We start from the raw sequence: 24,958 nt of genomic DNA, 5'->3' as shown, positions 1-24,958 counted from the left end.
GTAGGCCACAAGGTGGCGCTGCGCGGGAGCCATCAGGGCATGGCGGTCAGCGCAGCGCGTCGAGCGCCAGGTTGAGGCGCAGCACATTCACGCGCGGCTCGCCCAGCAACCCGAATTGCCGGCCCTCGGTCTGGCGCACGACCAGTTCGGCGACGCGGGCCTCGGGCAGCCCACGGGCGGCCGCGATGCGCGGCACCTGGTGCGCGGCGTTCTCGGGGCTGATGTGCGGGTCGAGGCCCGAGCCGGAGGCGGTGGCGGCGTCCACAGGCACCGGCCCGCCGCCCGCCGCTGCGACGCGTTCCGTCACCGCGTCCAGCAGCGCTGCGGAGGTCGGGCCGAGCTGCGAAGCTGCCGAGGCGGCCGCGTTGTAGGGGGCAGGCGCTGTTGCGGAAGGACGCGGGTGGAAGTAGCGCTCCGAGGCAAAGTGTTGGCCGAGCAGTGCCGAGCCGACCACTCGACCGTCGCGCTCCAGCAGGCTGCCGCCGGCCTGCCCGGGGAAGACGACGCCGGCGACACCGGTGAAGGCGAGCGGCACGGCGAAGCCGAGCAGCAGCGTGAAGAGCCCGACCACGGCGAGGGCGGGGCGGAGGAGAGCGGTCATGGTCAGGCGATCCCCAGAAGGACGAGGATGACGTCGATGATCTTGATCCCGAGGAAGGGCGCAGCGACGCCGCCCAGACCGTAGATCAAGAGGTTGCGGCGCAGCAGCGCAGCCGCGCCGACCGGCACGTAGCGCACCCCGCGGAGCGCCAGCGGCACGAGTGCCACGATGATCAGCGCGTTGAAGATGACGGCCGAGAGGATGGCGCTCTCGGGCGAGGCGAGGCCCATCACGTTCAGTGCGCCAAGCTCTGGGTAGGACGCGACGAAGATCGCCGGCAGGATCGCGAAGTACTTCGCGACGTCGTTGGCGATGGAGAAGGTGGTCAAGGCACCACGGGTGATCAGCAGCTGCTTGCCGATCTCCACCACCTCGATGAGCTTGGTGGGGTCGCTGTCGAGGTCCACCATGTTGCCGGCCTCGCGCGCGGCCTGGGTGCCGGTCTGCATGGCCAGTCCGACATCGGCCTGGGCGAGCGCGGGCGCGTCGTTGGTGCCGTCGCCGGCCATGGCGACGAGACGTCCTTCGGCCTGAGCCTTGCGGATGTAGGCGAGCTTGTCCTCGGGCGTTGCCTCCGCGATGAAGTCGTCCACGCCGGCTTCCGCCGCGATGGCGGCGGCGGTCAGGCGGTTGTCGCCGGTGACCATCACGGTGCGGATGCCCATCCGGCGCAGCGCGTCGAAGCGGGCGCGCATGCCGGTCTTGACGATGTCCTTCAACTCGATCGCGCCGAGCAGGCGGCCATCCTTCGCGACCGCGAGCGGCGTGCCGCCGGCGCGCGCGATGCGGTCCACCGCTGCCCGCAACTCGGCCGGCACCTCCCCGCCCAGGCTCCGCACCAGCGCGTCGACCGCGCCCTTGCGATAGCCCCCCTGCGGAAGATCGAGGCCTGAAATGCGGGTCTGCGCGGTGAAGGGGATGACGCGCGCGCCCTCGGGCAGCGCCGGCGCCTCGATCCCGTATCGCTCTCGTGCGAAGGCGAGGATGGACCGGCCCTCAGGCGTTTCGTCGGCCAGGCTGGAGAGGACGGCGGCCTCCGCCACGTCGCGCTCGGTCACGCCGGGCACCGGGATGAACCCTGCCGCCTGCCGGTTGCCGAGCGTGATCGTCCCGGTCTTGTCGAGGAGCAGCACGTCCACGTCGCCCGCCGCCTCCACGGCGCGGCCGGAGGTCGCCAGCACGTTGAAGCGCACTAGCCGGTCCATGCCCGCGATGCCGATCGCTGAGAGCAGGCCGCCGATCGTCGTCGGGATCAGCGTCACCAGCAGCGCGGCCAGCACCGCGACGGAGGGCGGCTGGCCATTCCAACTGGCGAGCCCGACCAGCGTCGCGACTGCGATCAAGAAGAAGATCGTCATGCCTGCGAGCAGGATGTCGAGCGCGATCTCGTTCGGCGTCTTTTGGCGGGACGCGCCCTCCACCAGGGAGATCATCCGGTCGAGGAAGGTGGAGCCGGGCGCCGCCGTAATTCGCACCACGATCCAGTCGGAGACGACGAGCGTGCCGCCGGTGACCGCGCTGCGGTCGCCGCCAGACTCGCGGATCACCGGCGCGCTCTCGCCGGTCACCGCGGCCTCGTTCACGCTGGCGATCCCCTCCACCACCTCACCGTCGGAAGGGATCAGGTCGCCAGCCTCAGCCAGTACCAGATCGCCGACGCGCAGCTCCGTCGCGGCGCGCGGCAGCCATAGTGCGCGGTCGTCGGTTCGCAGCAGGAGCTTTGCCTGCGCCTCGGTCCTCGCCCGGCGGAGGCTTTCGGCCTGGGCGCGGCCGCGGCCTTCCGCCACTGCCTCGGCGAAGGTGGCGAACAGCACGGTCAGCCAGAGCCAGAGGGCGATGCCGGCCTGGAAGGCCCAGGCCTCGCCCAGAGCAGCGGCGCGAACCGCCAGCACCGTCACCAGGATGGAGACGACCTCAGTGACGAAGATCACGGGGTTCCGCACCAGGTGGCGCGGATCGAGCTTCACGACCGCATCCAGCATCGCGCGCCGGACGATCGGGCCGGAGAGAAGGGCGCCGCCGCGCGTCGTGCGGCGGGCCTCGCCCGGGTGGAAGGCGGGAGAACTGTCCATCGCGGATGGCCTCAGAAGGTCTTGCCGGTGGCGAGCACGAGGTGCTCCGCGACCGGGCCGAGGGCGAGGGCGGGCATGAATTGCAGCCCGCCCAGGATCAGGATCACGCCGGCGAGCAGGCCGATGAAGAGCGGCGTGTGGGTAGGGAAGGTGCCGCTGGAGGCGGCGAGCTTCGGCTTCGCCGCGATCGCCCTCGCGATCGCCATGACCGGCACGATCACGCCGTAGCGGCCGAACAGCATGGCAAGCCCGATGGTCGTGTTGAACCAGGGCGTGTCGGCGGTGAGCCCGCCGAAGGCCGAGCCGTTGTTTCCGGCGCCGGAGGTATAGGCGTAGAGGAGCTCCGACAGCCCGTGCGGTCCCGCATCCTGCACCGACGCGGTCGCCACCGGCAGCACCGCGGCCACCGCCGAGAAGCCGAGGATGAAGGCCGGCAGGATCAGCACCGCGAGCATCGCGAGCTTCACCTCCTTCGCCCCCACCTTCTTGCCGAGGTACTCGGGCGTGCGGCCGACCATCAGCCCGGCCACGAACACCGCCAGCAGCACGAAGACGAGCATGCCGTAGAGGCCCGAGCCGACGCCGCCCGGCAGCACCTCGCCCAGCTGGATCATCAGCATCGGCACCAAGCCGCCGAGCGGCGTGAAGCTGTCGTGCATCGCGTTCACGCTGCCGTTCGATGCGCCAGTGGTGGCCACCGCCCAGAGCGCGGAGAGGGCGACGCCGAAGCGCACTTCCTTGCCCTCCATGTTGCCCGTCGCCGGGTCCACGCCGGCGGCGATGTGGAGCGGATTGCCCCCGGCCTCGGCCGCATAGACGATGGCGACGCCCGCGACGACGAAGCCCATCATCACGGCGAACAGCGCCCAGCCCTGGCGGATGTCGCGCACGATGTGCCCGAAGGTCAGCGCCAGCGCGAAGGGGATCGCCAGGATCGCCCAGCATTGCAGCAGGTTCGTCCAGGGCGTCGGGTTCTCGAACGGGTACGCGGAATTCACGCCGAAGAAGCCGCCGCCATTGGTGCCGAGCTGCTTGATGGCGACCTGGAAGGCCGCGGGTCCGAGCGGGATGGTCTGCGTCCCGCCCTCCAGCGTCGTCGCCTGGATATAGGGCGACAGGCTCTGCGGTACGCCGCCGGCGACCAGCAGCAGCCCGAGCAGCAGAGCCAGCGGCAGCAGTAGGTAGAGCGTGATGCGGACGAGATCGGCCCAGTAGTTGCCAAGATCCTTCACCGCGCCTGCTGCGAAGGCACGGCTCAAGGCAAGCGCCAGCGCGATGCCGGTGGAGGCGGAGATAAAGTTCTGTACTGTCAGCCCCGTCATCTGGCTGAGGTAGGACAACCCGCTCTCGCCGCTGTAGGCCTGCCAGTTCGTGTTGGTGACGAAGCTGACTGCCGTGTTGAAGGCGAGCCAGGCGGACTGGCCGCCCACGCCTTCGGGGTTCAGCGGCAGCACGCCTTGCAGGCGGAGGATCGCGTAGAGCAGCAGGAAGCCGACCGCGTTCGAGGCGAGCATCGCCAGCGTATAGGCCTTCCAGCCCATGCCACGGGCCGGATCCACGCCGCCCGCGGCGTAGAACAGTCTCTCGACAGGCGCGAGGAAAGTGACGTGGCCCGCCGCGACGGCCGCCGTGTAGCGCCCGAGCGGAACGGCCGTCGCGACGACGAGCCCGAGGATCAGGGCAATCTGCGCCCAGCCAATCGCGGTCATGGCGTCACAGATCCTCGGGGCGCAGCAGCGCCCACAGCAGGTAGAGGAGGAGGCCGGCGGCCACGGCTCCGCCGAGGAGCAGTTCGATCACGGCGGTCACACCCGCTCGCAGCCGGCCGCATAGGCGGCCATCAGGCCAAAGACACCGACGCCGAGCACCAGCAAGACAAGGTCGATCATGGTGCGCCCCAATACCGAAGGACGGGTGCGGACATCATGGGTCCGTCCCGTGGGCATAGAGGGGGCGCGCGCAAAGGATCGATGTGAGATCCGCAGGCGCAGCATAAAATGTGCATAAAGACGCCGCTGCGTGTCGGCGCCGTTGATGCGGCCTCTACGCCTGCGCCTCGTCGAACGGGTTCAACGTCCGCACCCCGAGCCCACTGACGTCGGCCGTATTGCGCGTGACGAGAACGAGGTCGTGTACCTGCGCCGTCGCGGCCAGCAGGGCGTCGATGACCGGGACGGATCTCGCAACCGACATCCGCCCCCACGCTTCGGCCACTGCCAGATCCACACCGATGATGCGCGCTCCGAAGGCTTCGGAAATGTCGCGGAGCCAGCGTTCCAGAGTGGCTGCCTTCGCCGGATCCCGAGTACGGACGCCCTCGACCCCTCGGCGGATCTCACCCAGCGTCAAGACGCTGAGAAACAGGTCTCGGTCCTCGACCGCAGCCCACCAGGCGGCGACGCCAGGATGGCAGCGCGGGCCCTTCCGGACCTCGGAGATGATGTTGGTGTCGACGAGCCAGGTCACAGGTCGACTGCACGCCCGGTATCGCGGGACCGCGTGAGGTCGACGTCGTCGAGCGGCGCCGCGGCGAGCAGGTCCTTGAGGCTCCGCGCCGGCTCGGGTCCAAAGCGACGTCGGAGCAGCGCGCGGGCCTCGCTGGCCTGGTCGGGGTCGGTCAGCGCCGCGGCCACCGCCCGGACGAGGGGAGCGTCCTCGCCGCTTACCTGCACCTCAACGCGCTGCAGGCCGCGGCTGCGCAGGCGACGCCGATGCTCGGCGACGGCAGAAGGGGGTTTGGGCGTGGGCTTCGAGGGCATGGAGCATCCTTGCCAGTTTCCGGAAATCTATCCGGAAACACCGGCGATGCTCAAGGGAAACAGGGGCGCAGCCTTGGCGCCATCGGAGTAGACGGCTCTCTCCAAGGCAATAGGTCGGCGACGGTTCGAATCCGGGAGCACTCCCTCCGCCATCCTGGCCCTTCCGCATCCGGCCGCCCGGATCGGGAAGGGTTCTCACGCCGTGGCCGCGCAGCGCCTCGGCCCCGTCGCCGCGACCCTGCGCGCCGGCCGAGTTCCCAAATGCGCCGGAGCCGTCGCCGTCCAGCGCACTTGCCGCTACCCGAACGTCTCGGCCGTGCGGCCGGATCGCAACCAATCCGCCGGCGCGCGCCTCGCTGCGCCGCACGCGCGGCGGCCCTTCGGCCGCTTGCCCGCCTGCGGCGGGGCGGGTCTTGGTCTTATGGTGTCAGCCTTCCGCTGCGCCGAGGCCGGCGGCGCGCATGCCGAGATAGCCGTGCACCGCCTCGGCCAGCGCCGTCGCCAGCCTCGCCCGGTGCGCGGCGCGGTTCAGCGCCGCCTCGTCCTGCGGATGCGACAGGAAGCCCATTTCCACCAGCGCCGCCGGCACGTCGGGCGCCGTCAGCACCACGAAGCGGGCGCGGCGATGGGTGTTGGGCAGCAGCGGCACCTGCTGGCCGAGCGCGGCCACGGTCAGACGCGCCAGCCGCTCCGACCCGGTGCGGGTCTCGTGCTGCATCAGGCTGAGGAGGATGCGCTGCACCTCGGGCGAGACCGAGGGCAGGCGCAGCCCGCCCGCGGCATCGGCGCGATTCTCCCGCCGCGCCAGCGCTTCCGCCAGCGAATCCGAGGCGGTCTCGGAGAGGGTGTAGACGCTCGCCCCCCGCGCGCCCGGCGCCGAATCGGCGTGCAGCGAGAGGAACAGCGTCGCCTGCCGCTGCCGCGCTATCTCGATCCGCCGGCCGAGCGGCACGAAGACGTCGCTGCTGCGGGTCAGCAGCACCCGGCAGCGGCGGGCCTGCTCCAGCCGCGCCTTCAGGTTCAGCGCCACGGCAAGGGCAATGCGCTTCTCCTGCGTGCCGGCGCGGCCGATCGCGCCCGGATCGCGCCCCCCATGCCCCGGATCGATCACGACGAGCGGCAGCGGCGCGCGCCCCCGCCCGGCGGCGGGCTGCTGCGCCGCCGCCGGCAGCGGCGCGCCCGCGGCAAACAGCAGCGCCAAGCCGAGCAGCCGGCGCCGTTCCATCACGGGCCCTAGCGGGCCCTTCGCGTCGAAGCCATCGGACATCCCCAAGCGACGCTCCCCCTGCGGCGCTGAGAGAAGAATACCATGGAATGCTTGTAACGTGCCAGCCGTCGCCGCGCGGCCGGCCGGGGTTGCCGGCAAAAGCGCCGACCCCGGCCTTGTGGAAACGGCCTGCCCTCTTCTATGGTGCCCTGCCCCGGCAGCGCCCGTTGCCGGCGGAGGGACAGGCGCGGTCACCCGGAGCGGCCCCGGAGCCGACAGGGTGATCCGCAGCGAGGCCCGGCATGGGGGCGGCATCGGGCCGTCCCCGCGGTTCGCCGGGCCGACCGCTGCGGCAGGTGGCCGTCTGTCGCATGACCCTTCGCAGGCCGTGGGGCCGGTGCGCCAAGGACGCCAGGGGCCCCGTGCCCCACCGGCCCCGGCACCGACGCTGCCCTGCCCGCACCGCGACCGCGGGCGGTATGCCGTGACGCATGGGGGCGCAAGCAGGGGGCGACACCCCGGGCCCGCCATCGCCCGCGCGTGGCGATCCGGGCCGTGGGCCGTGCGCCCCCCCGGAAGAGGACGGATCGCCGCCGCATGGCCGGACCCGCGCCGCGCACACCGCCCGATTCCGGGCCCGATCACCCAGTTCTGCCGCCGGCGCGCCGGGCGCGCCGCGGCCCGGAGTCCCTGACCTGATGACCAAGCGCATGCTGATCGACGCATCCCACGCGGAGGAAACCCGCGTGGTGGTGCTGGACGGCAACCAGCTCGAGGAGTTCGACCTCGAGGTCGCTTCCCGCAAGCCGCTGAAGGGCAACATCTACCTGGCCAAGGTGGTCCGGGTGGAGCCGAGCCTGCAGGCCGCCTTCGTCGAGTACGGTGGCAACCGCCACGGCTTCCTCGCCTTCAGCGAGATCCACCCCGACTACTACCAGATCCCGGTCGCCGACCGGCAGCGCCTGCTGGAGATGCAGGCCGCCGAGGCGGAGGAGGACGAGGAGGAGCCGGAACAGGAGGAGGCCCCCGCCCCCCGGCATGAGGCGACCGAGGCCCACCCCGCCGCCCCGGCTGCGGAGGAGGCGCCCGCCGCCGGGGCGCCGGCGGAACAGCCGGGCGAGGTCCTCGCTACCGAGGCGCTGCCCGACGAGGCCGCCGCCCCAGACCGGCCCGCGCCCGGGGACGCCGCGACGCCCGGCGACGCGGCGCCGGAAGAGGCCCGCGCCGAGGCCGCCGCGCCGCCCGCCGCGCTGCCGAACGGGCATGACGAGGGGGCCTTCGAGGCGATCCCGGCGAACGGGGAGGGCGCCAACGGCGAGNCCCGGCGAACGGGGAGGGCGCCAACGGCGAGACCGAGGCGCGCGAGGAACTTCCCCCCCCCGAGACGCTGGGCGGCGAGGGGGCGGAGGAGGTGGCGCGCGAGCGGCGCATCCCGCCGAAATTCCTGCGCCACTACAAGATCCAGGAGGTGATCAAGCGCCGCCAGATCATGCTGGTGCAGGTGGTGAAGGAGGAGCGCGGCACGAAGGGCGCGGCGCTCACCACCTACATCTCGCTGGCCGGCCGCTTCTCGGTGCTGATGCCGAACAGCCCGCGCGCCGGCGGCATCTCGCGCAAGATCACCTCGGCCGCGGACCGCAAGCGGCTGCGCGAGATCGTGGACGAGCTCGGCCTGCCCGAGGGCATGTCGCTCATCATCCGCACCGCCGGGGCGCAGCGGCCGAAGGCGGAGATCAAGCGGGACTGCGAGTACCTGCTCAGGCTCTGGGACAACATCCGCGAGCGCACGCTGCAATCCACCGCCCCGGCGCTGATCTACGAGGAGGCGGACCTCATCAAGCGCGCCATCCGCGACGTCTTCTCCCGCGACGTGGAGGAGATCCTGGTCGAGGGCGAGGAGGCCTATCAGCAGGCGCGCGAGTTCATGCGCATGCTGATGCCCCAGCACGTGAAGAAGATCCAGCTCGCGCGCGAGGGCGGGCTGTTCGCGCGCCACCAGGTCGAGGCGCATCTCGACGCCATGCACTCGCCGACGGTGCCGCTCAAGTCCGGGGGCTACATCGTCATCAACCAGACCGAGGCGCTGGTCGCGATCGACGTGAACTCGGGCCGCGCCACGCGCGACCGCCACATCGAGGACACGGCGCTGCGCACCAACCTGGAGGCGGCGGACGAGATCGCCCGCCAGCTCCGCCTGCGCGACCTCGCCGGCCTCATCGTCATCGACTTCATCGACATGGAGTCGGGCAAGCACGACGCCATGGTGGAGCGGCGCCTGAAGGAGGCGCTGAAGCAGGACCGCGCGCGCATCCAGGTCGGCCGCATCTCGCATTTCGGCCTGCTGGAGATGAGCCGGCAGCGGCTGCGCCCCTCGCTCGCCGAGACCACCTTCGTCACCTGCCCGCACTGCCAGGGGCGCGGCCAGGTGCGCAGCGTCGAGAGCAGCGCGCTGCAGGTGCTGCGCGCCATCGAGGACGAGGGCGCGAAACGCCGCGCCGCCGAGATCACGGTGCACGTCGCCGCCCCGGTCGCCCTCTACCTGCTCAACCGCAAGCGCGACAGGCTGGCGCAGATCGAGGCGCGCTACCGCATGAGCGTGCTGTTCGAGCCGGACGAGTCGCTGGTCGGCGCCAATCTCCGCATCGAGCGCACCCGCGCCGCCGAGCCCGGCCGCCCGGCCCCGGAGGCGCCGGCGGCGCTGCGCATGGACTACGCCCCGGAGCCCGAGCCCACCCCCGAGGAGGAGGCTCCGGCGGCCGAGGAGGGCGAGGAAGAGGAGGAGGAGGCCACCGCCCGCGGCGAGGCGGAGGAGGCCCGTCCGGGCGAGGCCGGCGGCAAGCGCCGCCGCCGCCGCCGCCGCCGGCGCGGCGGGCGCGGCGAGGAGGCGCCCGTCGGTGCCGAGGCCAGGCCGGAGGAGGCCGAGGGCGAGGGCGAGGAGGCCGGCCCCGAGGAGGCGCCCGCCGCCGGAGAGGCGCCCGAGGTCGAGCCCACGCCGGCCGCCGCCGAGGCGGAGGGCGGCCCGCGCCGCCGCCGCCGTCGCCGCCGCGGCCCCCGCCCCGAGGGTGCCCCGGAGGAGGCCGCCACCGTGCCGCCGCGCTATTCCGGCCCGACTCCGGCCGATCCCTTCGCCGGGCATGTGGATGACATCTTCGCGGCCATGGAGGCGGCGGAGGCCGCCCTCGAAGCCGCCGCGCGGCCGCCGGCGGGCGGTGCCGCGCCGGCCGAGGCAGAGGCGCCCGCCGCCTGGCAGGATGGCGCGGCGGCGGAACCCGCCCCGTTCCAGGCCGAGGCCCCGCCCCTGCCGGAGGAGGCGCCGGCGGCCGAGCCGGCCTTCGTGCCGCCGCCGGAGCCCGCGCCGCCGCCGACGGCCGCGATTCCTGCGGCAGAGGCCGCGCCGGAGCCCTCCGCCGAGGCGCCGGAGCGCGTGCCGGCGCAGGCGGAGGGCGAGGCCGAGGACGCCGCGGCGCAGCCCGCCACGCCGGTCCAGGGGCCGCTGGTCATGCCGAAGGTGATCGGGCAGGTGCCCATCGAGGCGCCGCGCCGCACCGGCTGGTGGCGGCGCTGACACCCACCCCGGCCGGCGGCGGCGCGGTCTCCGCCGCCGGCCGCGCGGCGCCGTCCACATCGGCGGATGCGCAACGAAGCCCTTGTCGGGGCAGAACGTTTCTGAACCGCAAGGCATCCCCGGTGCCGACCATCCCCAGACTTGTCCACAGATCGAGGGGCGGAGGCCGTGGACATGGCTGTGGATTCCCTTCCCGGCCGCCGCTTCCGCGGCGAGTCCCTCGGTCAGGGAGGGGAGCGGTTCCGGCGGCCCGCGCCTGGGCGCCCCATTCGCCCCGGCCCACGGCAAATGCCCTACAGCCCGATCCGCCTTCGCGGATTAGGCGCTGGCTCGTTGTTCGTGCGGGCATCCCCACCCGTTCAGGCGGGGCCACCCGAACGGGATCCGCCTAGCGCCAGGGCTCGACCAGGATCTTCGCCTGCGCCTCCGGGCGCGCCAGATCGGCGAAGGCCTGCCGCACGCCGTCGAGCCCGACCCGGCCGGTGATCAGCGGCGCCACCGCGATCCGTCCCGCGGCGATGTGCTCCAGGGTGCGGGCGAATTCCTCGGGCGTGTAGGCGAGCACGAAGCGAAGCTCGATCTGCTTGGCGATGGCGAAGAAGGGCTCGATGCGGTCTGGCTCCATGCACACCCCGACGACGACGATGCGCGCGCCGGGCGGCGCCCCCTCCAGCATCGCCTGCAGCACGCCGGGCACGCCCACGCATTCGAACAGCACCGTCGGCCGGCGCGGCGGCGAGGTGCGGAAAAGCTGCGCGTAGCGGCTCGGGTCGTGGCCCGGCGGGGTGGCCGCCTCGAGCAGGGCGGCGTAGGGCGAGGCGGCGGCCGGATCCACCACCGCATCCGCCCCCATCCGCGCCGCCAGGGCCCGCCGGGCCGGCGAGAAGTCGGCGGCGATCACGGGGCGGATGCCCCGCAGCCGCAGCGCCGCGATCACCGCCAGCCCCACCGGGCCGCAGCCGATCACCAGCGCCACCTCCTCCCCGCCGAGCCGCGCCTCCTCCACCGCGTGCTCGCCCACGGCCATCGGTTCCACCAGCGCGGCATGGTCGGGGTCCATCCCGTCCGGCACCGGCAGCAGCATCCGCTCGGCGAGCGGCATGTACTCCGCGAAGCCGCCGGCGATGTCAGGGTTGTAGCCGATGCCGTGGACGGTGGTGCCGGTGAGGGTCAGCGGCATCGAGGTGACGAGCGTGCCGGGAGGGAAGCGGCCGGCCGTGCCGGGCCCGTTCGCCACCACCTCGGCGACGAATTCGTGGCCGAAGACGACGTCCCGGTCCGCCGTCATGGTGTAGCGGCCGCCCGAGCGGCGGGCGACGTCCACAAAGGAGTCGGTGAAGCGCGCGGCGTGCAGGTCGGAGCCGCAGATGCCGCAGGCACGGGTGCGGACCAGCACCTGGCCCTCGGCCGGCACCGGGTCGGGCAGGGTGTCCACCACGATCTCCCCCCGGCGGAACACGGCAGCGCGCATCCTCTCCTCCCCCTCTTTCGTTCGGGACGGGCGCAAGCCTACAGCATGGCCCGCCTTCCGGCGGATCATGCCTTGCTTTCCGCGGGCGGCCGAGCCCCGCCCCGAGGTCCGCCCCGCGGAGCAGGGGCATTCCGGGGCGGAGGCGAAGGGCGTCGGCATCCGCGGGCGGTCTCGCGCGCTTCATCCCGGGATCCGGAGCAGAGCCATGTCGGACAGCAGCGGAAGCGTCTCCATCGCCATCACCCCCATGCACAGCCGCGAGGAGGGCATCTGGGAGGCCGGGCCGCGCGAGGGCGCCCAGCTCTTCCTGGTCGAGCTGGTGGAGGGCGAGGGAGAGGGGGAAGAGGCGGCGGTGGTCGTGGAATGCCGCGACGAGCCTTCCGCCGCCCTCGCCGCGCGGGTGGCCGCGGCCACCGTCGCGGCGCTCGGCCTGGCGGAGCCGGAGGCGCTGCGGGACGGCAGCCTGTTCGACGGGGAGACGGCGCGCATCCTGCGGGACCATCCCTCGCCCGGGGTGGAGCCGCCTTCCGGGGAGTGGCGCCCGCCGGAGGAGTGAGGCGCCGCGGCCGCGCTGCGCGCGGCAGCGACGGAGGGCTTGGAACCAATCCGCCTCTCGCGCTTAGTGCCCGGTGTGGAAGCGCCGGCGGCCGCCGGGCGCAGCGGAGGAGAGCGGAATGGGAATCATCGCCTGGATCATCCTGGGACTCATCGCCGGCTGGATCGCCAGCAAGATCATGCACGGGGAGGGTTCCGGGCTCGTGATGAACCTGGTGCTCGGCGTGGTCGGCGCCTTCGTCGGCGGCCTGATCTTCCAGGCCCTCGGAGGCGCCGGGGTCACCGGCTTCAACCTGTGGAGCCTGCTGGTCGCGGTGATCGGCGCGATCATCGTGCTCTGGATCTACAACGCCCTGTTCGCGCGCTCGCGCGTGCCCTGACCGTCCGGGCCCGGAAGGGCGGGCGCCTTCGGGAAGGGGCCGGCGGAGGGATCCGCCGGCCCTCCTCATATCCGCCGGCGGGCGCGGTGCCACAGCATCAGCAGGGCGTCGTAGGGCAGCGCCGGCACCTCGCGCAGCCGCCACCACCACCGCTGCCGCCAGCCCGCCGCGGCGGGGCCGCGCGGCGGCGGCACCGGGCGCGCCTTCAGCCCCGCGAGGCGCAGCAGCAGCAGGCAGCGCGGCAGGTGATAGGCGCTGCTCGCCGCCAGCACCGGTCCCCGGTGGCCGCGCGCGCGCAGCAGCCGGGCGCAGGCGATGGCGGAGGAGAGGGTGTCGGTCCCGGTCGGCTCCTCGAGGATGCGGCTGCGGGGCACGCCCCGGGTGATCAGCAGCGCCGCCATCACCGCGCTCTCCGCCTCGCCGAAGCGGCCGCGCGCCCCGGTCGGGACATAGAGCGTGCCCGGCAGCGCCTCCCCGAAGGCCAGCGCCGCCTCCACCCGCCGCCGCAGCGCCCCGCTCGGCAGGCCGCTCGGCCGCACCGCGGCGCCGAAGATGATGATCGCGGCCGGGTCCGCGCCGCTCACGCCGGGGCCGCGAGCAGCAGCCGGTTCAGCCGCTCCAGCGCGTGGCGGAGCTGGCCGAGGTCGCGCGCGAACTGCTCGCGCGAGACGCCCCGGGCGGCCAGCTCGTCGGCGATGGCGCCGAGGCTGCGCCGCCCGTCCACCCGCTGCAGGATCGCCCCGGCCAGCCGCGGCAGGGGCAGGCGCACCTGCAGCCCGTCGAAGGCCACGGGCAGGGTGCCGTCGGGGGGCAGGTTGCGGGCGATGGTCGGCCCGTCCCATTCGCGCAGCGCCGGCACCGCCGCGGGGTCGTCCCAGGGGGGCGGCGCCGGCGTCTCGCCGGCGCGCACGCAGTAGACGATGTGGATGCCCATGTTGCCGGTGATCGCCTCGGCCAACGCCGCCCGCCCGAGCGGGGAGAGGGCGGCGGTGCGGGCCCTGAGTCGCGGGTCGGAGAGGTAAGTGTCCGGGTCGTAGCGCACCGGCTCCACCCAGCAGGTGGCCGTGAGCCCCGCCCCCTCCAGCAGGGCTTGCAGGGCGGGCACGGTGAAGGCCACGTCGCGGGGGTTGAGCAGCAGATCATAGAGCCCGGCATCGCCCCCCGAGAGATGGTCGGTCAGCCAGGGGTTGCGCCTGAGCCAAGCGGTCTCGGGTGCCTGCCGCCACAGCCGCCGCGCCACCTCGAGCCGCGCCGCCGGCGGCTCCTCCGCCGGGGCCAGCAGGCGGAGCGCGTCCTGCAGCATGTATACCCCGGTGCGCCCGTGCGGAGCATAGACCATCAGCCCGAGCCCGCCGCCGGGGGCGAGCACGGAGAGCAGGGCGCGGAGCCCCGCCGCCGGGTCCGGCAGGTGGTGCAGCACGCCGCAGCAGTCGATGTAGTCGAAGGGACCGAGCCCGCTGCCGGGCAGGTCCAGGATCGAGCCCTCGACGAAACGGATGTTCGATAGGCCCCGCGCCGCCGCCCGCGCCTCGGCGATGCGCCGCGCCGTGCCGCTGCGGTCGAGCCAGGTGACGCTGCCCTCCCGCCCCGCCCAGGCCATCTGCTGGGCCAGCATGATGGTGCCGTCGCCGGTGCCGCCGCCGGCCATCAGCGCCCGCAGCGGCACGGAGGCGGGGCGGCGCGCGCCGAAGATCCAGTGGTCCACCTCCCGCAGATGGCTTGGGCTGCCCACCACCAGGCGCCTGGCCTCCTCCCGAGGGTCGCGGGCAGGGTAGGGATAGGCCTCGTACTGGGCGGCGAGCTGGCGGTCGGCGGCGTCGGGCATGGCGGGCTGATAGGCCGCCGCCGGGGGCTCCGCCAGGGGCGGGCGGCGCCGGTTGCTGGCGGGCGAGGGCATCCGTATCTAGCGCGGCATGCGATCCCTGCCTCCCATCCTCGCGCTCTGCGCCGCGCTCCTGCCCGCCGCCGCCCCGGCGCAGCAGCCCCAGGCCCGGCCGCAGCTCCTCGGCGAGCATACGGACTGGACCGCCGCCACCCACATGGAAGGCGGGCAGAAGGTCTGCTACGCCTTCACCCGCCCCACCCGCAGCGAGGGCGCCGGCGAGCGCCAGGGGGTGATGCTGAGCGTCACCCACCGGCCCGGGCAGCGCGACGCGGTGATCCTCTCCGCCGGCTACCCCTATCCGCGCGGGGCCGAGGTGACGGTGGCGGTGGGCGGCACCGAGCTCGACTTCTACACCGCCGGGTCGAGCGCCGCGGCGCGCGACGCCGATGCCGCCATCCGCGCCTTCCGCGCCGGGCGGGAGGCGGTGGCGCGCGGCCCCGGCCCGGGCGGGCGCGGCACGGTGCGCGACAGCTTCTCCCTTCTCGGCTTCACCGCCGCCTACGAGGCGATCTCGCGCGAATGCCCGCCACGCCGATGACCCCGGACCCCTCCCTGACCGAAGCCGAGCGCGCGCGCATCCTCGCCAAGGCCGCGCTCTTCGCCCCGCCCCCGGCGACGCTGCCGGACGGGCGGCGCGACCTGGTCGGCCTCTCGCGCGAGGACCTCGCCGCCGAGATGGCGGCGATCGGCGAGAAGCCGTTCCGCGCCAAGCAGCTCTGGCACTGGATCTACCACCAGGGCGTCACCGACTTCGCCAGGATGAGCAGCATCGCGAAGCCGCTGCAGGCGCGGCTCGCCGAGCGCTTCGTGGTCGGCCGGCCGGAGGTCGCCGCCGTGCAGACCAGCGCGGACGAGACCCGCAAGTGGCTGTTCCGCTTCCGCGACGGGCAGCAGGTGGAGACGGTCTACATCCCCGATCCGGAGGAGGATCGCGGCGCGGTCTGCATCTCGACGCAGGTCGGCTGCACCCTGTCCTGCCGCTTCTGCCACACCGGCACGCAGAGGCTGGTGCGCAACCTCTCCGCCGCCGAGATCGTCGGCCAGTTCATGGCGGCGCGCGACGCCTACGGCGAATGGCCGAGTCCGAAGGACGAGCGGCCGCGCCTGCTCTCCACCATCGTCGTCATGGGCATGGGAGAGCCGCTCTACAATTACGAGAACGTGGCCCGGGCGTTGAGGATCGTCATGGACCACGAGGGCATCGGCCTGTCGCGCCGGCGCATCACCCTCTCGACCAGCGGCGTGGTGCCGATGATGGACCGCTGCGGGCGGGAGCTCGGGGTGAACCTCGCCGTCTCGCTGCACGCGGTGACGGACGAGCTGCGCGACGAGATCGTGCCGCTGAACCGGAAATACCCGATCGCCGAGCTGCTCGCCGCCTGCCGGCGCTATCCCGGCGCCTCCAATGCGCGGCGCATCACCTTCGAATACGTGATGCTGCGCGGGGTGAACGATTCGGAGGCCGAGGCACGGGAGCTGGTGCGGCTGATCCGCGGCATCCCGGCCAAGGTGAACCTGATCCCCTTCAACCCCTGGCCCGGCAGCCCCTACCGCACCTCGACGCCGGAGGCGGTGCGGCGCTTCGCCGAGATCGTGAACGAGGCGGGCTACGCCAGCCCGATCCGCCGCCCGCGCGGGCGGGACATCCTCGCCGCCTGCGGCCAGCTCAGGACGGAGAGCGAGCGGGGGAGGCGCAAGCCCGCCGCGGCCTGATCCGCCGGGCGCGGAACCGCCCCGCGCCGCCGGGGTTTGAGGCGAGCCCCGCCGGAGACCGCCATGGACGCCGCGACCATCGTCGGCGCGCTCGCCACCCTCGCCTCCACCACCAGCTTCGTGCCGCAGGCCTGGAAGGTGATCCGCACCCGCGACACGGCCGCCATCTCCGCACGCATGTACACGGTGACGGTGATCGGCTTCTCGCTGTGGCTGACCTATGGGCTGCTGCTCGGGCAGTGGCCGCTGATCGCGACCAACGGCATCTGCCTCGCCCTCTCCGCCTTCATCCTGGCGATGAAGCTGCTGCCGCGCCGCAAGCGGGAGCAGGTGGCGGCGGCGCTCGACCCCACCGGCTGAGGACGCTGCCGGCGCCGTTCCCGACCCTGTGCGGCGGGCCCTATTCCGCCGTCGCGCCGCTCTCCTGCACCACGCGTGCCCAGAGCGCCACCTCCGCGGCCAGGTAGCGCGCATAGTCCTCGGCGGTGCCGCCGGTCGGGCGCGCGCCCATGGCGGCGAGGCGCGCCTTCACCTCCGCATCGGCGAGCGCGGCGTTCGCGGCGGCGTTCAGCCGCGCCACCACCGGCGCCGGGGTGCGCGCCGGCACCATCATCCCCTGCCAGATCCCCACGTCGAAATCGGGTGGCATCATCCCCGCCTCGGCCATGGTGGGCACCTCGGGCAGCAGGGGGGAGCGGGCGCGGGTGCTGACGGCGATGGCGCGCACCCGCCCGTCCTGCGCGAGCGGCAGGGCGGTGTTCAGCGCGTCCGCCATGAACTGCACGTTGCCCGCGGCGGTGTCGGTCAGCGCCGCCGCGGTGCCGCGATAGGGGACATGCGTCGCCTCGGCGCCGATGTGGCGCAGCACCATGAAGGCGACGAGGTGCGAGATGTTGCCGACGCCGCCCGAGCCGTAGCTGATGCGCCCGGAATTCGCGCGCGCCCAGGCCACGAAGCCCTGCGGGTCCTGCGCCGGCACCGCGGGGTTCACCACCAGCAGCGCCGGCGCCGCCGCGGTCAGCGCCACCGGGGCGAGATCGCGCGCAAGGTCGTAGCCGAGGCGCCGGTACAGCGCCTGGCTGATGGCGATGGAGGAGGTGTTGTAGAGCAGCGTGTGCCCGTCCGGGTCGGCCCGCGACACCGCCTCGGCGGCGATGTTGCCGTTGGCGCCGCCGCGATTCTCCACCACCACCGGCTGGCCGAGGTCGCGCGCCATGCGCTCGGCGATGATGCGCGCGATCACGTCGGTCGGCCCGCCGGCGGGGAAGGCGACGACCAGGCGCACCGGCCGCTGGGGGAAGGCGGGCTGCGCCGGGGCGGGGCGCGCGAGCGTGGCGGCGGCGGCAAGGCCGAGCAGGCCGCGTCGGTTCATCGGGTCTCCTCCCTCTGCGTCGGCTCCGGCCGCCCGGCGAGCAGCCGCTTCACCGTGTAGTCCATCACGTGCTCGCCGTGCTGGTTCAGCACCCGCACCTCCGAGGCCACCACCGCCCGCCCGCCGCTGCGGGTCGGGCGGATCTCCGTCACCTCCACCTCGGCGCGGATCGTGTCGCCGACCCGCACCGGGCGGCGCGCGCGCAGTGCCGTCTCGAGCAGGGCGAGGCCCGTGCCGTGCACCATGCCGCGCAGCAGCATCCCCTCGATCAGCGCATGCGTCAGCGCCGCGGGCACCGGCCGGGGGCCGAGCGCCCCCTCCTCCGTCGCGTCCAGGAACAGCGGCTCCTGCATGCCGGTGAGGGCGACGAAGCCGATCAGGTCGGCCTCGGTGACGGTGCGGCGGAAGGTGCGGAAGCGCCGGCCGGGGGCGAGATCCTGCCAGAAGAAGCCGCGGCCGAGCAGCGGCGCCTGCGCCTCTTCGCCCATCGGATCCGTCTCCTCCTCGGGCGAGGGTCGCGGGGCCGCTTCCGCCTGTCAACCTGCCCTTGCCGGCGGGGCAGCCCGGCGCGACGCGCGCTTGACCCCGCGCCCCCGCCGCGCCCCGATGCCGGCGTGCCCGCTCCTGCCCTCCCCATCGCCCTGTTCGCGCTCGCCGGCTTCGCCACCGGCTCGGGCATGCGCATGCTCGACCCGCTGCTGCCGCTGCTGGCGGCGGATCTCGGGGTGACGGTGGCGGTGGCGACGGGGGTGGTGGCGGCCTTCGTGCTGCCCTACGGGCTGGTGCAGCTCCTCGCCGGGCCGCTCGGCGACCGGATGGGCAAGCCGCGCGTCGCCACCCTGGCGCTGCTGGTCTACGCCCTGGCGATGGCGGCCTGCGCGCTGGCCCCCGACCTGCCCACGCTGATCGCCTTCCGCGCCGTCTCCGGCCTCTGCGCCGGGGCGGTGATCCCGCTGCTGCTCGCGCATCTCGGCGACACGGTCCCGTACGAGGAGCGGCAGGCGGCGATCGGGCGCTTCTCCACCGGCATGGTGATGGCCCAGCTCCTCGCCGGCCCGGCCTCCGGCGTGGTGGCGGAGGTGGCGGGCTGGCGGCTGCCCTTCGTCCTGCTCGGCGCGCTGGCGCTCGGCGTCGGCGGCGCGATGGCGGCCTGGCTCGGCCCGGCGCTGTGGCGGGCCGCGCGGGGCGGGGGCGGGAAGGGGAGCGGCTACCGGGCGCTGCTTGGGCGGGCGGCGGGACGGCGGCTGCTGCTGGTGGCGTTCTGCAACGGCCTCTGCCTGTTCGGCGGCGCCTTTCCCTTCGTCGGCGCCTATCTGATCGAGCGCTTCGGCCGCGGCGCGGCGGAGGCGGGGCTGATCGTCGCCGGCTTCGGCCTCGGTGCCCTCGCCTATACCCGCCTTGCCCGGGTCATGGTGCGCCGCTTCGGAGAGCGGGGGCTGCTGCTGCTCGGCGGGGCGGGGCTGTGCGCGGGGCTGCTCGGGATCGCGCTGGCGCCCTCCTGGCAGGTGGTGGCGGCGCTGCAGCTCGGGCTCGGCTTCGCCTTCTACCTGTTCCACGGCGTGCTGCAGACCCGCGCCACCGAGGCGCTGCCGGAGGCGCGCGGCACCGCGGTCGGCGGCTTCGCCCTGGCGCTGTTCCTCGGGCAGAGCGCCGGCGCGCTGGCCTTCGGCCTGGTGCTGGCGCTCGCCGGCTACGCCGCCGCCTTCGCCGCCGCGGCGCTCGGCGTGCTGGCGCTGGCGCTCTACGCCGCGCGGCGGATGGGCGCGGCGCCCTGAGCGGGCCAGGGGCGGCCGGGCGCGCGACGCCGCTCTAGACCGGCTCGTAGGGCAGGCGCTGCACCCGGTCCATGTTGACCCCTTCGATGCGCAGCAGCCGCGTCGGGCCGTCGCGGCGGGGGGAGTGCAGCACGCCGGGCTCGTAGAGATGGGCGTCGCCCGGGCGGAGCGTGTAGTCGCGGAGGCGGCGGGCCTTGCCGGGGCGGCCCTCGCGCGGCCGCTCCACGCACTCCCAGTCGGTCATGATCGTCTCGCCGGCGGCCTGGCCGTAGATCGCCCAGGAGGGGCCGTGGTCATGCGGCCTGCTGTCCTTGGCGCCGGCATAGGCGTGGGCGAGGATGGTGAAGCCGAGTTCCGGGTCCTCGTAGAGCACCTTCCGCTCGGGCCCGTCTTCCGGGATGTGGGCGGCGACGAAGTCGGGGTCCCGCAGCGCCTCCCGCACCAGCGCCACCACCCGCTTGCGTCCCTCGGGGCCGGGATGGCTCTTCAGCGCGTCGTGGCATTGCGCGGCGAAGCGGTCGAGCGAGAGTCCCATGGCGTCTCCTCCTGGCGGGCGATCCTGCCGGCGGCGCGCCGGCGCGAGGGGCGGGCGGCCCCGCCGGGGTCAGCCCGCCTTGAGGTGCTGCATCAGCTTCTCCGTCGCCGCCACCTTGTCGGTGCGGTCGATGGCGGCGAGCTCCGCGGCCAAGCGATCGAGCGCCTGCTCGTAGATCTGCCGCTCGGAGAAGGACTGGTCGGGCTGGCCGGCGTTGCGGTGCAGGTCCCGCACCACCTCGGCGATCTGCACCGGGTCGCCGGAGTTGATCTTCTGCTCGTACTCCTGCGCCCGGCGCGACCACATGGTGCGCTTGATACGGGCCTTGCCCTTCAGCGTCTCCAGCGCCTCCCGCATGGAATCCGGCGCGGCGAGCTTGCGCAGCCCCGAGGAGGCGGCCTTGTTGACCGGCACCTTCAGGGTCATGCGGTTCTCGTCAAAGGTGACGACGATCATCTGCAGGGACATGCCGGCCGCCTGCATGGTCTCGATCCCCTGCACCGTGCCAACGCCGTGGGTCGGGTAGACCACATGGTCCCCCGCCTTGAACTCGACCGGCTTGGCAGGCGGGCGGGCGGGGGCCGCCGGGGCGCCCTCGCGCCTCGGCGGGGCGGGCGTCTCCGCCTGAGTCTCCCGCAGGCCGGGCGGGGAAGCGGGGCGGGGGGGCGCCTTCGGCTCCGGCTTCGGGGGCGGAGGAGCGGCGGCGGCCGCTTCCCGTGCCGGCCCTGCCGGGGGCGCCTCCTGCGGCGGGGGGCTCGCCGCCGGCCGGGAGGAAGCCGCGGGCTTCGCCTGCATGGCGGGGGCCTTGGAATCCTGCCCAGCCTCATGCCGGGGCGGCGGCGAGGGCTTGGCCACCCTGGCCTCCGCCGGCCTGGAGGGGGCGGGCTTGGCGGCCGGCTTGCTGCCGGTGGCCGGCTTCGGGGCAGGGGCCGGCTTCGTCGCCTTGGCGGGGGTCTTGGCGGGTGTCGTCCGCTTGGCTGCCTTGGCGGGCGTGGCGGTCTTGGCCGTGCGGCTCACCGCCTTGGGCGTGGGCTTCGCTGCGGGCTTGGCGGCCGCCTTCTGTGCCGCGCGGCGGGGGGTCGTCACCGCTTTCGCCTTCGCCGCGGGGCGGCTGGTCCTGCCGGAAGAGGTTCCCTTCGTCGGACGCTTGCTCGATGCCTTGGCGCGAGCGGGTGCCTTCATATGCCAACAACTCTCCTGCGGCGCGATCCGGTCGAGCACGGCTGGGGGTGGGACACCCGCGGCCCTCTCCTTGGCCTGGGCTGGCCCGGACCGCCTCGCCGTCCGGTCCCCCAATATGGGAAGCCGGGCCGCGCCTGCCAGTTTCCGCCGGCCGCCATGGCGCTGAAACCATATCTCTCTTCGTGGCTTCTGTCACCAGAAGACAGAAAAAGCGGCGCGCCTCGACTTTCAGGATAGAGCCGTCAGGCTCTAGGGCTTGCCGGGCGCGGCGCTGAACAGTTCCCGCTTGTTCGGCTTGTCCTTCCAGGCATCGGCGTCGGGCGGCGGCTCCCCCTTGCGGGTGATGTTCGGCCACTCACTGGCGTAGGTGCGGTTCAACTCCGCCCATTCCGCCGCCCGGTCGTCGCTGTCGGGCACGATCGCCTCCGCCGGACACTCCGGCTCGCACACCCCGCAGTCGATGCACTCATCCGGGTGGATCACCAGCATGTTCTCGCCCACGTAGAAGCAGTCCACCGGACACACCTCCACGCAGTCCATGTACTTGCACTTGATGCAGTTCTCGGTGACGACGTAGGTCACGTGCCGGGTCCCTTGCGTGCCGCCCCGGGCGGGGCTGGCGAAGAGTTGGATCAGGCCGCGTTGCGGCGCAAGCGCATGGCAGCCATGCGCGCTCCTCGGGGCGCCCGCGTCCGGCCGTGGCCGCGATGCTGGTTCTAGCAGTCCGGTGTCAGGTCCTCGTAGAGCGTGCGCGCCTCCGCCGCCGGGCCGCGGCGCGCGCCGAGGGCCAGCACCCGCCAGACCCGCACCTCCTCCCTTCCGGGGGCGCCGAGGGCGAAGGTCAGCACGTCGCCCGGGCGCAGGCGCGCATGCGGCTTGTCGGTCGGCTGGCGGTTGATGCGGAAGGCGCCGGCCTCCACCAGCCGCGCACAGGCGGCGCGGGTCTTGGCCACCCTCGCGCACCACAGCCACTTGTCGAGGCGCTGCCAGTCCCGGTCTTCCGCCTCGGCCACGGCTCAGCGGAGCTTGAGGGTCGCCAGGATCGCGAAAGGGGAATCCGGGTTGGGCAGGCTCGCGTCCCGGCCGCCCTTGCCCTGCCGGTCCCGGCCCTGGCCGCCCTGCGGCTGCTCCCGCCGCGGCCGCTCGGCGGGCGGCGCCCCGCCCGGGCGGGGCCGGTCCTTCCAGGGCCGCCCCTCGCGGCGCTCGCGCGGCGGCCGCTCGGCGGGCGCCTGCTCCCCCTCCGCGGCGTGGTGCGGGCGGCGCTCGCGCTGCGGCCGCTGGGCGCCCCCCTGCGCGCCGCGCCGGTCGCGCCCCTGCCCGTGGCCGCCGCGCGGGCGGAGCTGCGCCACCCGCAGCGGGGTGGGAGGGCCGTACATGCCCTCCTCGAGGGGCGCCGGCTCGAGCAGGCGGAAACCGAGGGCGGCGAGCGCCGCGCCCAGCATGTCCGCCTTCACCCCGAGCCGGCTGGCGAGATCGGGCGGCGGCGGGGCGGGGGCGCGGCGCGTCAGGAAGCCGAGCTCGGCCGCGATCCGCTCCGCCACGTCGAGGCGCAGCAGCACCGGCCCGGCGGGGAGCCAGCCCATCGCCTCGGCGAAGCCTGGCGGCCAGCCGGCCGGCGGCGCGCCCTCCTCCGCCGGTCCGTCGCGGCGCGGCAGCGCCACCAGCCCGGGCGGGGGCAGGGCGGGGGTCGGGATCTCGCGCGCCAGCGCCCAGATCTGCGCGCGCAGCGCCATGGCGCGCGGCTTCAGCGCCTCGGGCACGAACAGCGCGAAGCGGCCGGCGCGGATGCCGATCGCCTTCAGCTTCTGGCGCAGCTCGGGCGGCATGGTCGCCTCGGTGGCGCCGGGGGCGAGGCCGAGCGCCTCGCGCAGCAGGAAGGCCGGGCCGCGCAGCGCGGCGTCGGCCTCCGCCTTCGCCTCCACCGCGGCGATGGCGCCGAGCTCGCGCGCGATCAGCGCCTCCACGAACTGCGCCAGCCGCGCCCGCACCCGCTCGCGCTGCGCCCCGTCGAGGAACTCGGAGGGCAGCACCTCCACCTGCGGCCTGGCGGGCTCCGGCCCCGGCCGCAGCCGGGCGATCTCGGCCGGCTCGGCGCCGGGCGCGGTCCAGGTGATGCGGTGCGCGGGCGTGAGGGCGAAGGCCTCGTCCTTCGCCGCCTCCAGTGCGGCGACGCGGCGCGGCATCTCCTCGCGCAGCGCGCGGCGGGCGGCGCGCAGGGCCAGCCGGCGCTCCTCCTCGTTCGCCGCCTCCGCGCCGGGGTGGAAGACGAAGCCCTCCACCATGCCCACCGTGTGCCCCTCCACCACCACCTCGCCGCGGCGGGTGACGGCGGAGAGCAGCTCCTCCTCCGTGTCGTCGAGGCGGCGGATCAGGTGCGCGGCGCGGCGATCCACGAAGCGGGCGATCAGCCGCTCGTGCAGCGCGTCGGACAGCGCGTCCTCGACCGCGCGCGCCTCCTGCTGGAAGCGCGGCGCGTCGCGCACCCAGTCGGCGCGCGCGGCGACATAGGCCCAGACGCGGATCGAGGCGAGGCGCGCCATCAGCGTGTCTATGTCGCCCTCGGTGCTGCCGCACTGCGCGATCTGCCCCGCCACCCACGCCTCCGGCAACGTCCCCTCCTGCGCGAGATGGGTGAAGATGCGCCCGCACAGGCGCACATGGCTCTCGTCGGCGAGCTTGCGGAAATCGGGGACCTGACAAGCCTCCCACAGCAGCCTGACGCGGGCGCGGCCCTGCGCCAGGGCGCGGATTTCCGGCTCACGCGCCAGCATGGAGAGGATGACGTGGTCGGTGGCGTCGTGGCCCTTGGTCAGCCCGGGTTCCGGCGGCGGGGCGGCGAGGCTGGCGAGCAGCGCGTCCACGCCGGAGAAGTCGAGGTCCGAGTTGCGCCAGGCCAGCGCCTGCAGCGGCTCGAAGGCGTGGTTCTCGACCTTGCCCACCATGTCGTCGGGCAGCGGCGGGCAGTCGGCGGTGGCGCCGAAGGTGCCGTCGCGCATGCCCCGCCCGGCGCGGCCGGCGATCTGCGCCACCTCCTGCGGCGTCAGCGCGCGCGCCTGGTGGCCGTCGAACTTGGTGAGGGAGGCGAAGGCCACATGGTCCACGTCCATGTTGAGGCCCATGCCGATCGCGTCGGTGGCGACCAGGAAGTCCACCTCGCGGTTCTGGTAGAGCGCCACCTGGGCGTTGCGCGTGCGCGGGCTCAGCCTGCCCATCACCACCGCGCAGCCGCCGCGGCGGCGGCGGATCGCCTCCGCGATCGCGTAGACCTCGGCGGCGGAGAAGGCGACCACGGCGGAGCGCGGCGGCAGCCGCGTCAGCTTGGCGAGGCCGGCATAGGTGAGCTGGGAGAGGCGCGGGCGCGTCTCCACCTCGGCGCGCGGCACCAGGCGCTGCAGCAGCGGGCGGATGGTCTCGGCGCCGAGGAACATGGTCTCCACCATGCCGCGGGCGTTCAGCAGCCGGTCGGTGAAGACGTGGCCGCGATCGGGGTCGGCGCAGAGCTGGATCTCGTCCACGGCGAGGAATTCCACGCGGCGGTCGAGCGGCATCGCCTCCACCGTGCAGGCGAACCACCGCGCCTCCGGGGGCACGATCTTCTCCTCCCCCGTGATCAGGGCGACGTGGCGCTCGCCCTTCTGCGCCACCATCCGGTCGTAGTTCTCGCGCGCGAGCAGGCGCAGCGGGAAGCCGATGATGCCGGAGGCATGCGCCAGCATCCGGGTGATGGCGAGGTGGGTCTTGCCCGTGTTGGTGGGGCCGAGCACGGCCTTGACCCGGGCGTCGAACATGGGGGGGCGGAGGTCCGACATCGGCGCCATCCATGGGCCGGGACGCGGGGAATGGCAAGCACGGCGGCGGAGAGCGGGTGACGCGGGGCGCCCGGTGC

General features: G+C 74.1%; 24 protein-coding genes and 1 pseudogene. 7 read left to right on the top strand and 18 right to left on the bottom strand.

The genetic code is table 11. The features are described 5' to 3' along the window. Nucleotides 1-46 precede the first annotated feature (46 nt). The 8 genes from kdpC to ET526_RS08040 all read right to left on the bottom strand — a co-directional run bounded on the left by kdpC (nucleotide 47) and on the right by ET526_RS08040 (nucleotide 6,657). Nucleotides 47-601 carry a potassium-transporting ATPase subunit KdpC gene (kdpC, locus tag ET526_RS08075; RefSeq protein ID WP_135467175.1) on the bottom strand — a complete coding sequence of 185 codons (555 nt, stop codon included), beginning with the start codon at nucleotides 599-601 and terminating at the stop codon, nucleotides 47-49. A 2-nt stretch (nucleotides 602-603) separates the two neighbouring features. Then, the gene (gene kdpB / locus ET526_RS08070) at nucleotides 604-2,673 is read right to left on the bottom strand and encodes a potassium-transporting ATPase subunit KdpB (RefSeq protein ID WP_135467174.1); all 2,070 of its coding nucleotides are present in this window, start codon (nucleotides 2,671-2,673) and stop codon (nucleotides 604-606) included. An 11-nt stretch (nucleotides 2,674-2,684) separates the two neighbouring features. Beyond that, nucleotides 2,685-4,382, bottom strand: coding sequence for a potassium-transporting ATPase subunit KdpA (kdpA, locus tag ET526_RS08065; protein ID WP_135467173.1), 1,698 nt, complete (start codon nucleotides 4,380-4,382; stop codon nucleotides 2,685-2,687). Between the two features lie 4 nt (nucleotides 4,383-4,386). Beyond that, a complete protein-coding gene (gene kdpF, locus ET526_RS08060; protein WP_204623534.1) occupies nucleotides 4,387-4,482 on the bottom strand; it encodes a K(+)-transporting ATPase subunit F in 96 nt (31 codons plus the stop codon). Beyond that, on the bottom strand, nucleotides 4,479-4,667 hold the full coding sequence (locus tag ET526_RS08055) for a hypothetical protein (protein ID WP_135467172.1): 189 nt from the start codon (nucleotides 4,665-4,667) through the stop codon (nucleotides 4,479-4,481). Before ET526_RS08055 ends, kdpF begins: the two co-directional genes overlap by 4 nt. Before the next feature lie 49 nt (nucleotides 4,668-4,716). Continuing rightward, complete coding sequence (locus ET526_RS08050; protein ID WP_135467171.1) at nucleotides 4,717-5,139, bottom strand: type II toxin-antitoxin system VapC family toxin; 423 nt, start codon at nucleotides 5,137-5,139, stop codon at nucleotides 4,717-4,719. Next, nucleotides 5,136-5,432: a hypothetical protein gene (locus ET526_RS08045; RefSeq protein ID WP_135467170.1), complete on the bottom strand. Its 297-nt coding sequence runs from the start codon at nucleotides 5,430-5,432 to the stop codon at nucleotides 5,136-5,138. The genes ET526_RS08050 and ET526_RS08045 overlap by 4 nt, the downstream gene beginning before the upstream one ends. Nucleotides 5,433-5,859: 427 nt before the next feature. Then, entirely contained in the window at nucleotides 5,860-6,657 is a 798-nt protein-coding gene (locus tag ET526_RS08040; RefSeq protein WP_240048310.1) for an N-acetylmuramoyl-L-alanine amidase family protein, read from the bottom strand. A gap of 680 nt (nucleotides 6,658-7,337) precedes the next feature. Between ET526_RS08040 and ET526_RS22695 the strand changes: the two are divergent. Further along, nucleotides 7,338-9,586: pseudogene (locus ET526_RS22695) on the top strand (Rne/Rng family ribonuclease); the annotation flags it as partial. A gap of 1,006 nt (nucleotides 9,587-10,592) precedes the next feature. On the opposite strand, the gene ET526_RS08025 reads toward ET526_RS22695, so the two are convergent. Next, a complete protein-coding gene (locus tag ET526_RS08025; RefSeq protein WP_135467167.1) occupies nucleotides 10,593-11,675 on the bottom strand; it encodes a zinc-binding dehydrogenase in 1,083 nt (360 codons plus the stop codon). Nucleotides 11,676-11,880: 205 nt separating this feature from the next. Here ET526_RS08025 and ET526_RS08020 point away from each other — a divergent pair, with 205 nt between their 5' ends. Further along, on the top strand, nucleotides 11,881-12,231 hold the full coding sequence (locus ET526_RS08020; RefSeq protein ID WP_135467166.1) for a hypothetical protein: 351 nt from the start codon (nucleotides 11,881-11,883) through the stop codon (nucleotides 12,229-12,231). A 118-nt stretch (nucleotides 12,232-12,349) separates the two neighbouring features. Beyond that, the gene (locus ET526_RS08015; RefSeq protein ID WP_135467165.1) at nucleotides 12,350-12,610 is read left to right on the top strand and encodes a GlsB/YeaQ/YmgE family stress response membrane protein; all 261 of its coding nucleotides are present in this window, start codon (nucleotides 12,350-12,352) and stop codon (nucleotides 12,608-12,610) included. 65 nt (nucleotides 12,611-12,675) lie between these two features. Here the strand turns inward: ET526_RS08015 and ET526_RS08010 are convergent, their stop codons facing one another. Then, nucleotides 12,676-13,194, bottom strand: a complete 519-nt coding sequence (locus tag ET526_RS08010; protein WP_135467164.1) for a YdcF family protein — start codon at nucleotides 13,192-13,194, stop codon at nucleotides 12,676-12,678. Further along, complete coding sequence (locus tag ET526_RS08005) at nucleotides 13,191-14,435, bottom strand: methyltransferase (RefSeq protein WP_135467163.1); 1,245 nt, start codon at nucleotides 14,433-14,435, stop codon at nucleotides 13,191-13,193. The genes ET526_RS08010 and ET526_RS08005 overlap by 4 nt, the downstream gene beginning before the upstream one ends. An 88-nt stretch (nucleotides 14,436-14,523) precedes the next feature. Between ET526_RS08005 and ET526_RS08000 the strand changes: the two genes are divergently transcribed. The 3 genes from ET526_RS08000 to ET526_RS07990 all read left to right on the top strand — a co-directional run bounded on the left by ET526_RS08000 (nucleotide 14,524) and on the right by ET526_RS07990 (nucleotide 16,568). Next, entirely contained in the window at nucleotides 14,524-15,033 is a 510-nt protein-coding gene (locus ET526_RS08000; protein WP_135467162.1) for an invasion associated locus B family protein, read from the top strand. Further along, nucleotides 15,015-16,208 (top strand): 23S rRNA (adenine(2503)-C(2))-methyltransferase RlmN, encoded by a 1,194-nt coding sequence (gene rlmN, locus ET526_RS07995; RefSeq protein ID WP_240048309.1) that lies wholly within the window; start codon nucleotides 15,015-15,017, stop codon nucleotides 16,206-16,208. Before ET526_RS08000 ends, rlmN begins: the two co-directional genes overlap by 19 nt. 63 nt (nucleotides 16,209-16,271) lie before the next feature. Then, nucleotides 16,272-16,568, top strand: coding sequence for a SemiSWEET family sugar transporter (locus ET526_RS07990; RefSeq protein WP_135467161.1), 297 nt, complete (start codon nucleotides 16,272-16,274; stop codon nucleotides 16,566-16,568). Between the two features lie 40 nt (nucleotides 16,569-16,608). On the opposite strand, the gene ET526_RS07985 is transcribed toward ET526_RS07990, so the two are convergent. Further along, on the bottom strand, nucleotides 16,609-17,580 hold the full coding sequence (locus ET526_RS07985) for a Bug family tripartite tricarboxylate transporter substrate binding protein (protein WP_135467160.1): 972 nt from the start codon (nucleotides 17,578-17,580) through the stop codon (nucleotides 16,609-16,611). Further along, a complete protein-coding gene (locus ET526_RS07980) occupies nucleotides 17,577-18,068 on the bottom strand; it encodes a MaoC family dehydratase (RefSeq protein ID WP_135467159.1) in 492 nt (163 codons plus the stop codon). Before ET526_RS07980 ends, ET526_RS07985 begins: the two co-directional genes overlap by 4 nt. A gap of 126 nt (nucleotides 18,069-18,194) precedes the next feature. On the opposite strand from ET526_RS07980, the gene ET526_RS07975 reads away from it, so the two are divergent. Next, entirely contained in the window at nucleotides 18,195-19,355 is a 1,161-nt protein-coding gene (locus ET526_RS07975) for an MFS transporter (protein WP_135467158.1), read from the top strand. Between the two features lie 34 nt (nucleotides 19,356-19,389). On the opposite strand, the gene ET526_RS07970 is transcribed toward ET526_RS07975, so the two are convergent. The 5 genes from ET526_RS07970 to ET526_RS07950 form a co-directional block, all read right to left on the bottom strand. Beyond that, on the bottom strand, nucleotides 19,390-19,890 hold the full coding sequence (locus ET526_RS07970; RefSeq protein WP_135467157.1) for a cupin domain-containing protein: 501 nt from the start codon (nucleotides 19,888-19,890) through the stop codon (nucleotides 19,390-19,392). 69 nt (nucleotides 19,891-19,959) lie between these two features. Continuing rightward, the gene (locus ET526_RS22340; protein ID WP_135467156.1) at nucleotides 19,960-20,685 is read right to left on the bottom strand and encodes a CarD family transcriptional regulator; all 726 of its coding nucleotides are present in this window, start codon (nucleotides 20,683-20,685) and stop codon (nucleotides 19,960-19,962) included. Nucleotides 20,686-21,321: 636 nt separating this feature from the next. Continuing rightward, the gene (gene fdxA / locus ET526_RS07960) at nucleotides 21,322-21,654 is read right to left on the bottom strand and encodes a ferredoxin FdxA (RefSeq protein WP_135467155.1); all 333 of its coding nucleotides are present in this window, start codon (nucleotides 21,652-21,654) and stop codon (nucleotides 21,322-21,324) included. A 134-nt stretch (nucleotides 21,655-21,788) separates the two neighbouring features. Then, nucleotides 21,789-22,085, bottom strand: a complete 297-nt coding sequence (locus tag ET526_RS07955) for an RNA-binding S4 domain-containing protein (protein WP_135467154.1) — start codon at nucleotides 22,083-22,085, stop codon at nucleotides 21,789-21,791. Nucleotides 22,086-22,088: 3 nt separating this feature from the next. Continuing rightward, nucleotides 22,089-24,881, bottom strand: coding sequence for a helicase-related protein (locus ET526_RS07950; RefSeq protein WP_240048307.1), 2,793 nt, complete (start codon nucleotides 24,879-24,881; stop codon nucleotides 22,089-22,091). Nucleotides 24,882-24,958: the final 77 nt, after the last annotated feature.

The sequence above is a fragment of the Crenalkalicoccus roseus genome (assembly GCF_004761865.1).
In the GTDB taxonomy this organism is placed as follows: Bacteria; Pseudomonadota; Alphaproteobacteria; order Acetobacterales; family Acetobacteraceae; genus Crenalkalicoccus; species Crenalkalicoccus roseus.
Note: the sequence above shows the minus strand (reverse complement) of the source record. Positions and strands in the feature narration are given on the sequence as shown.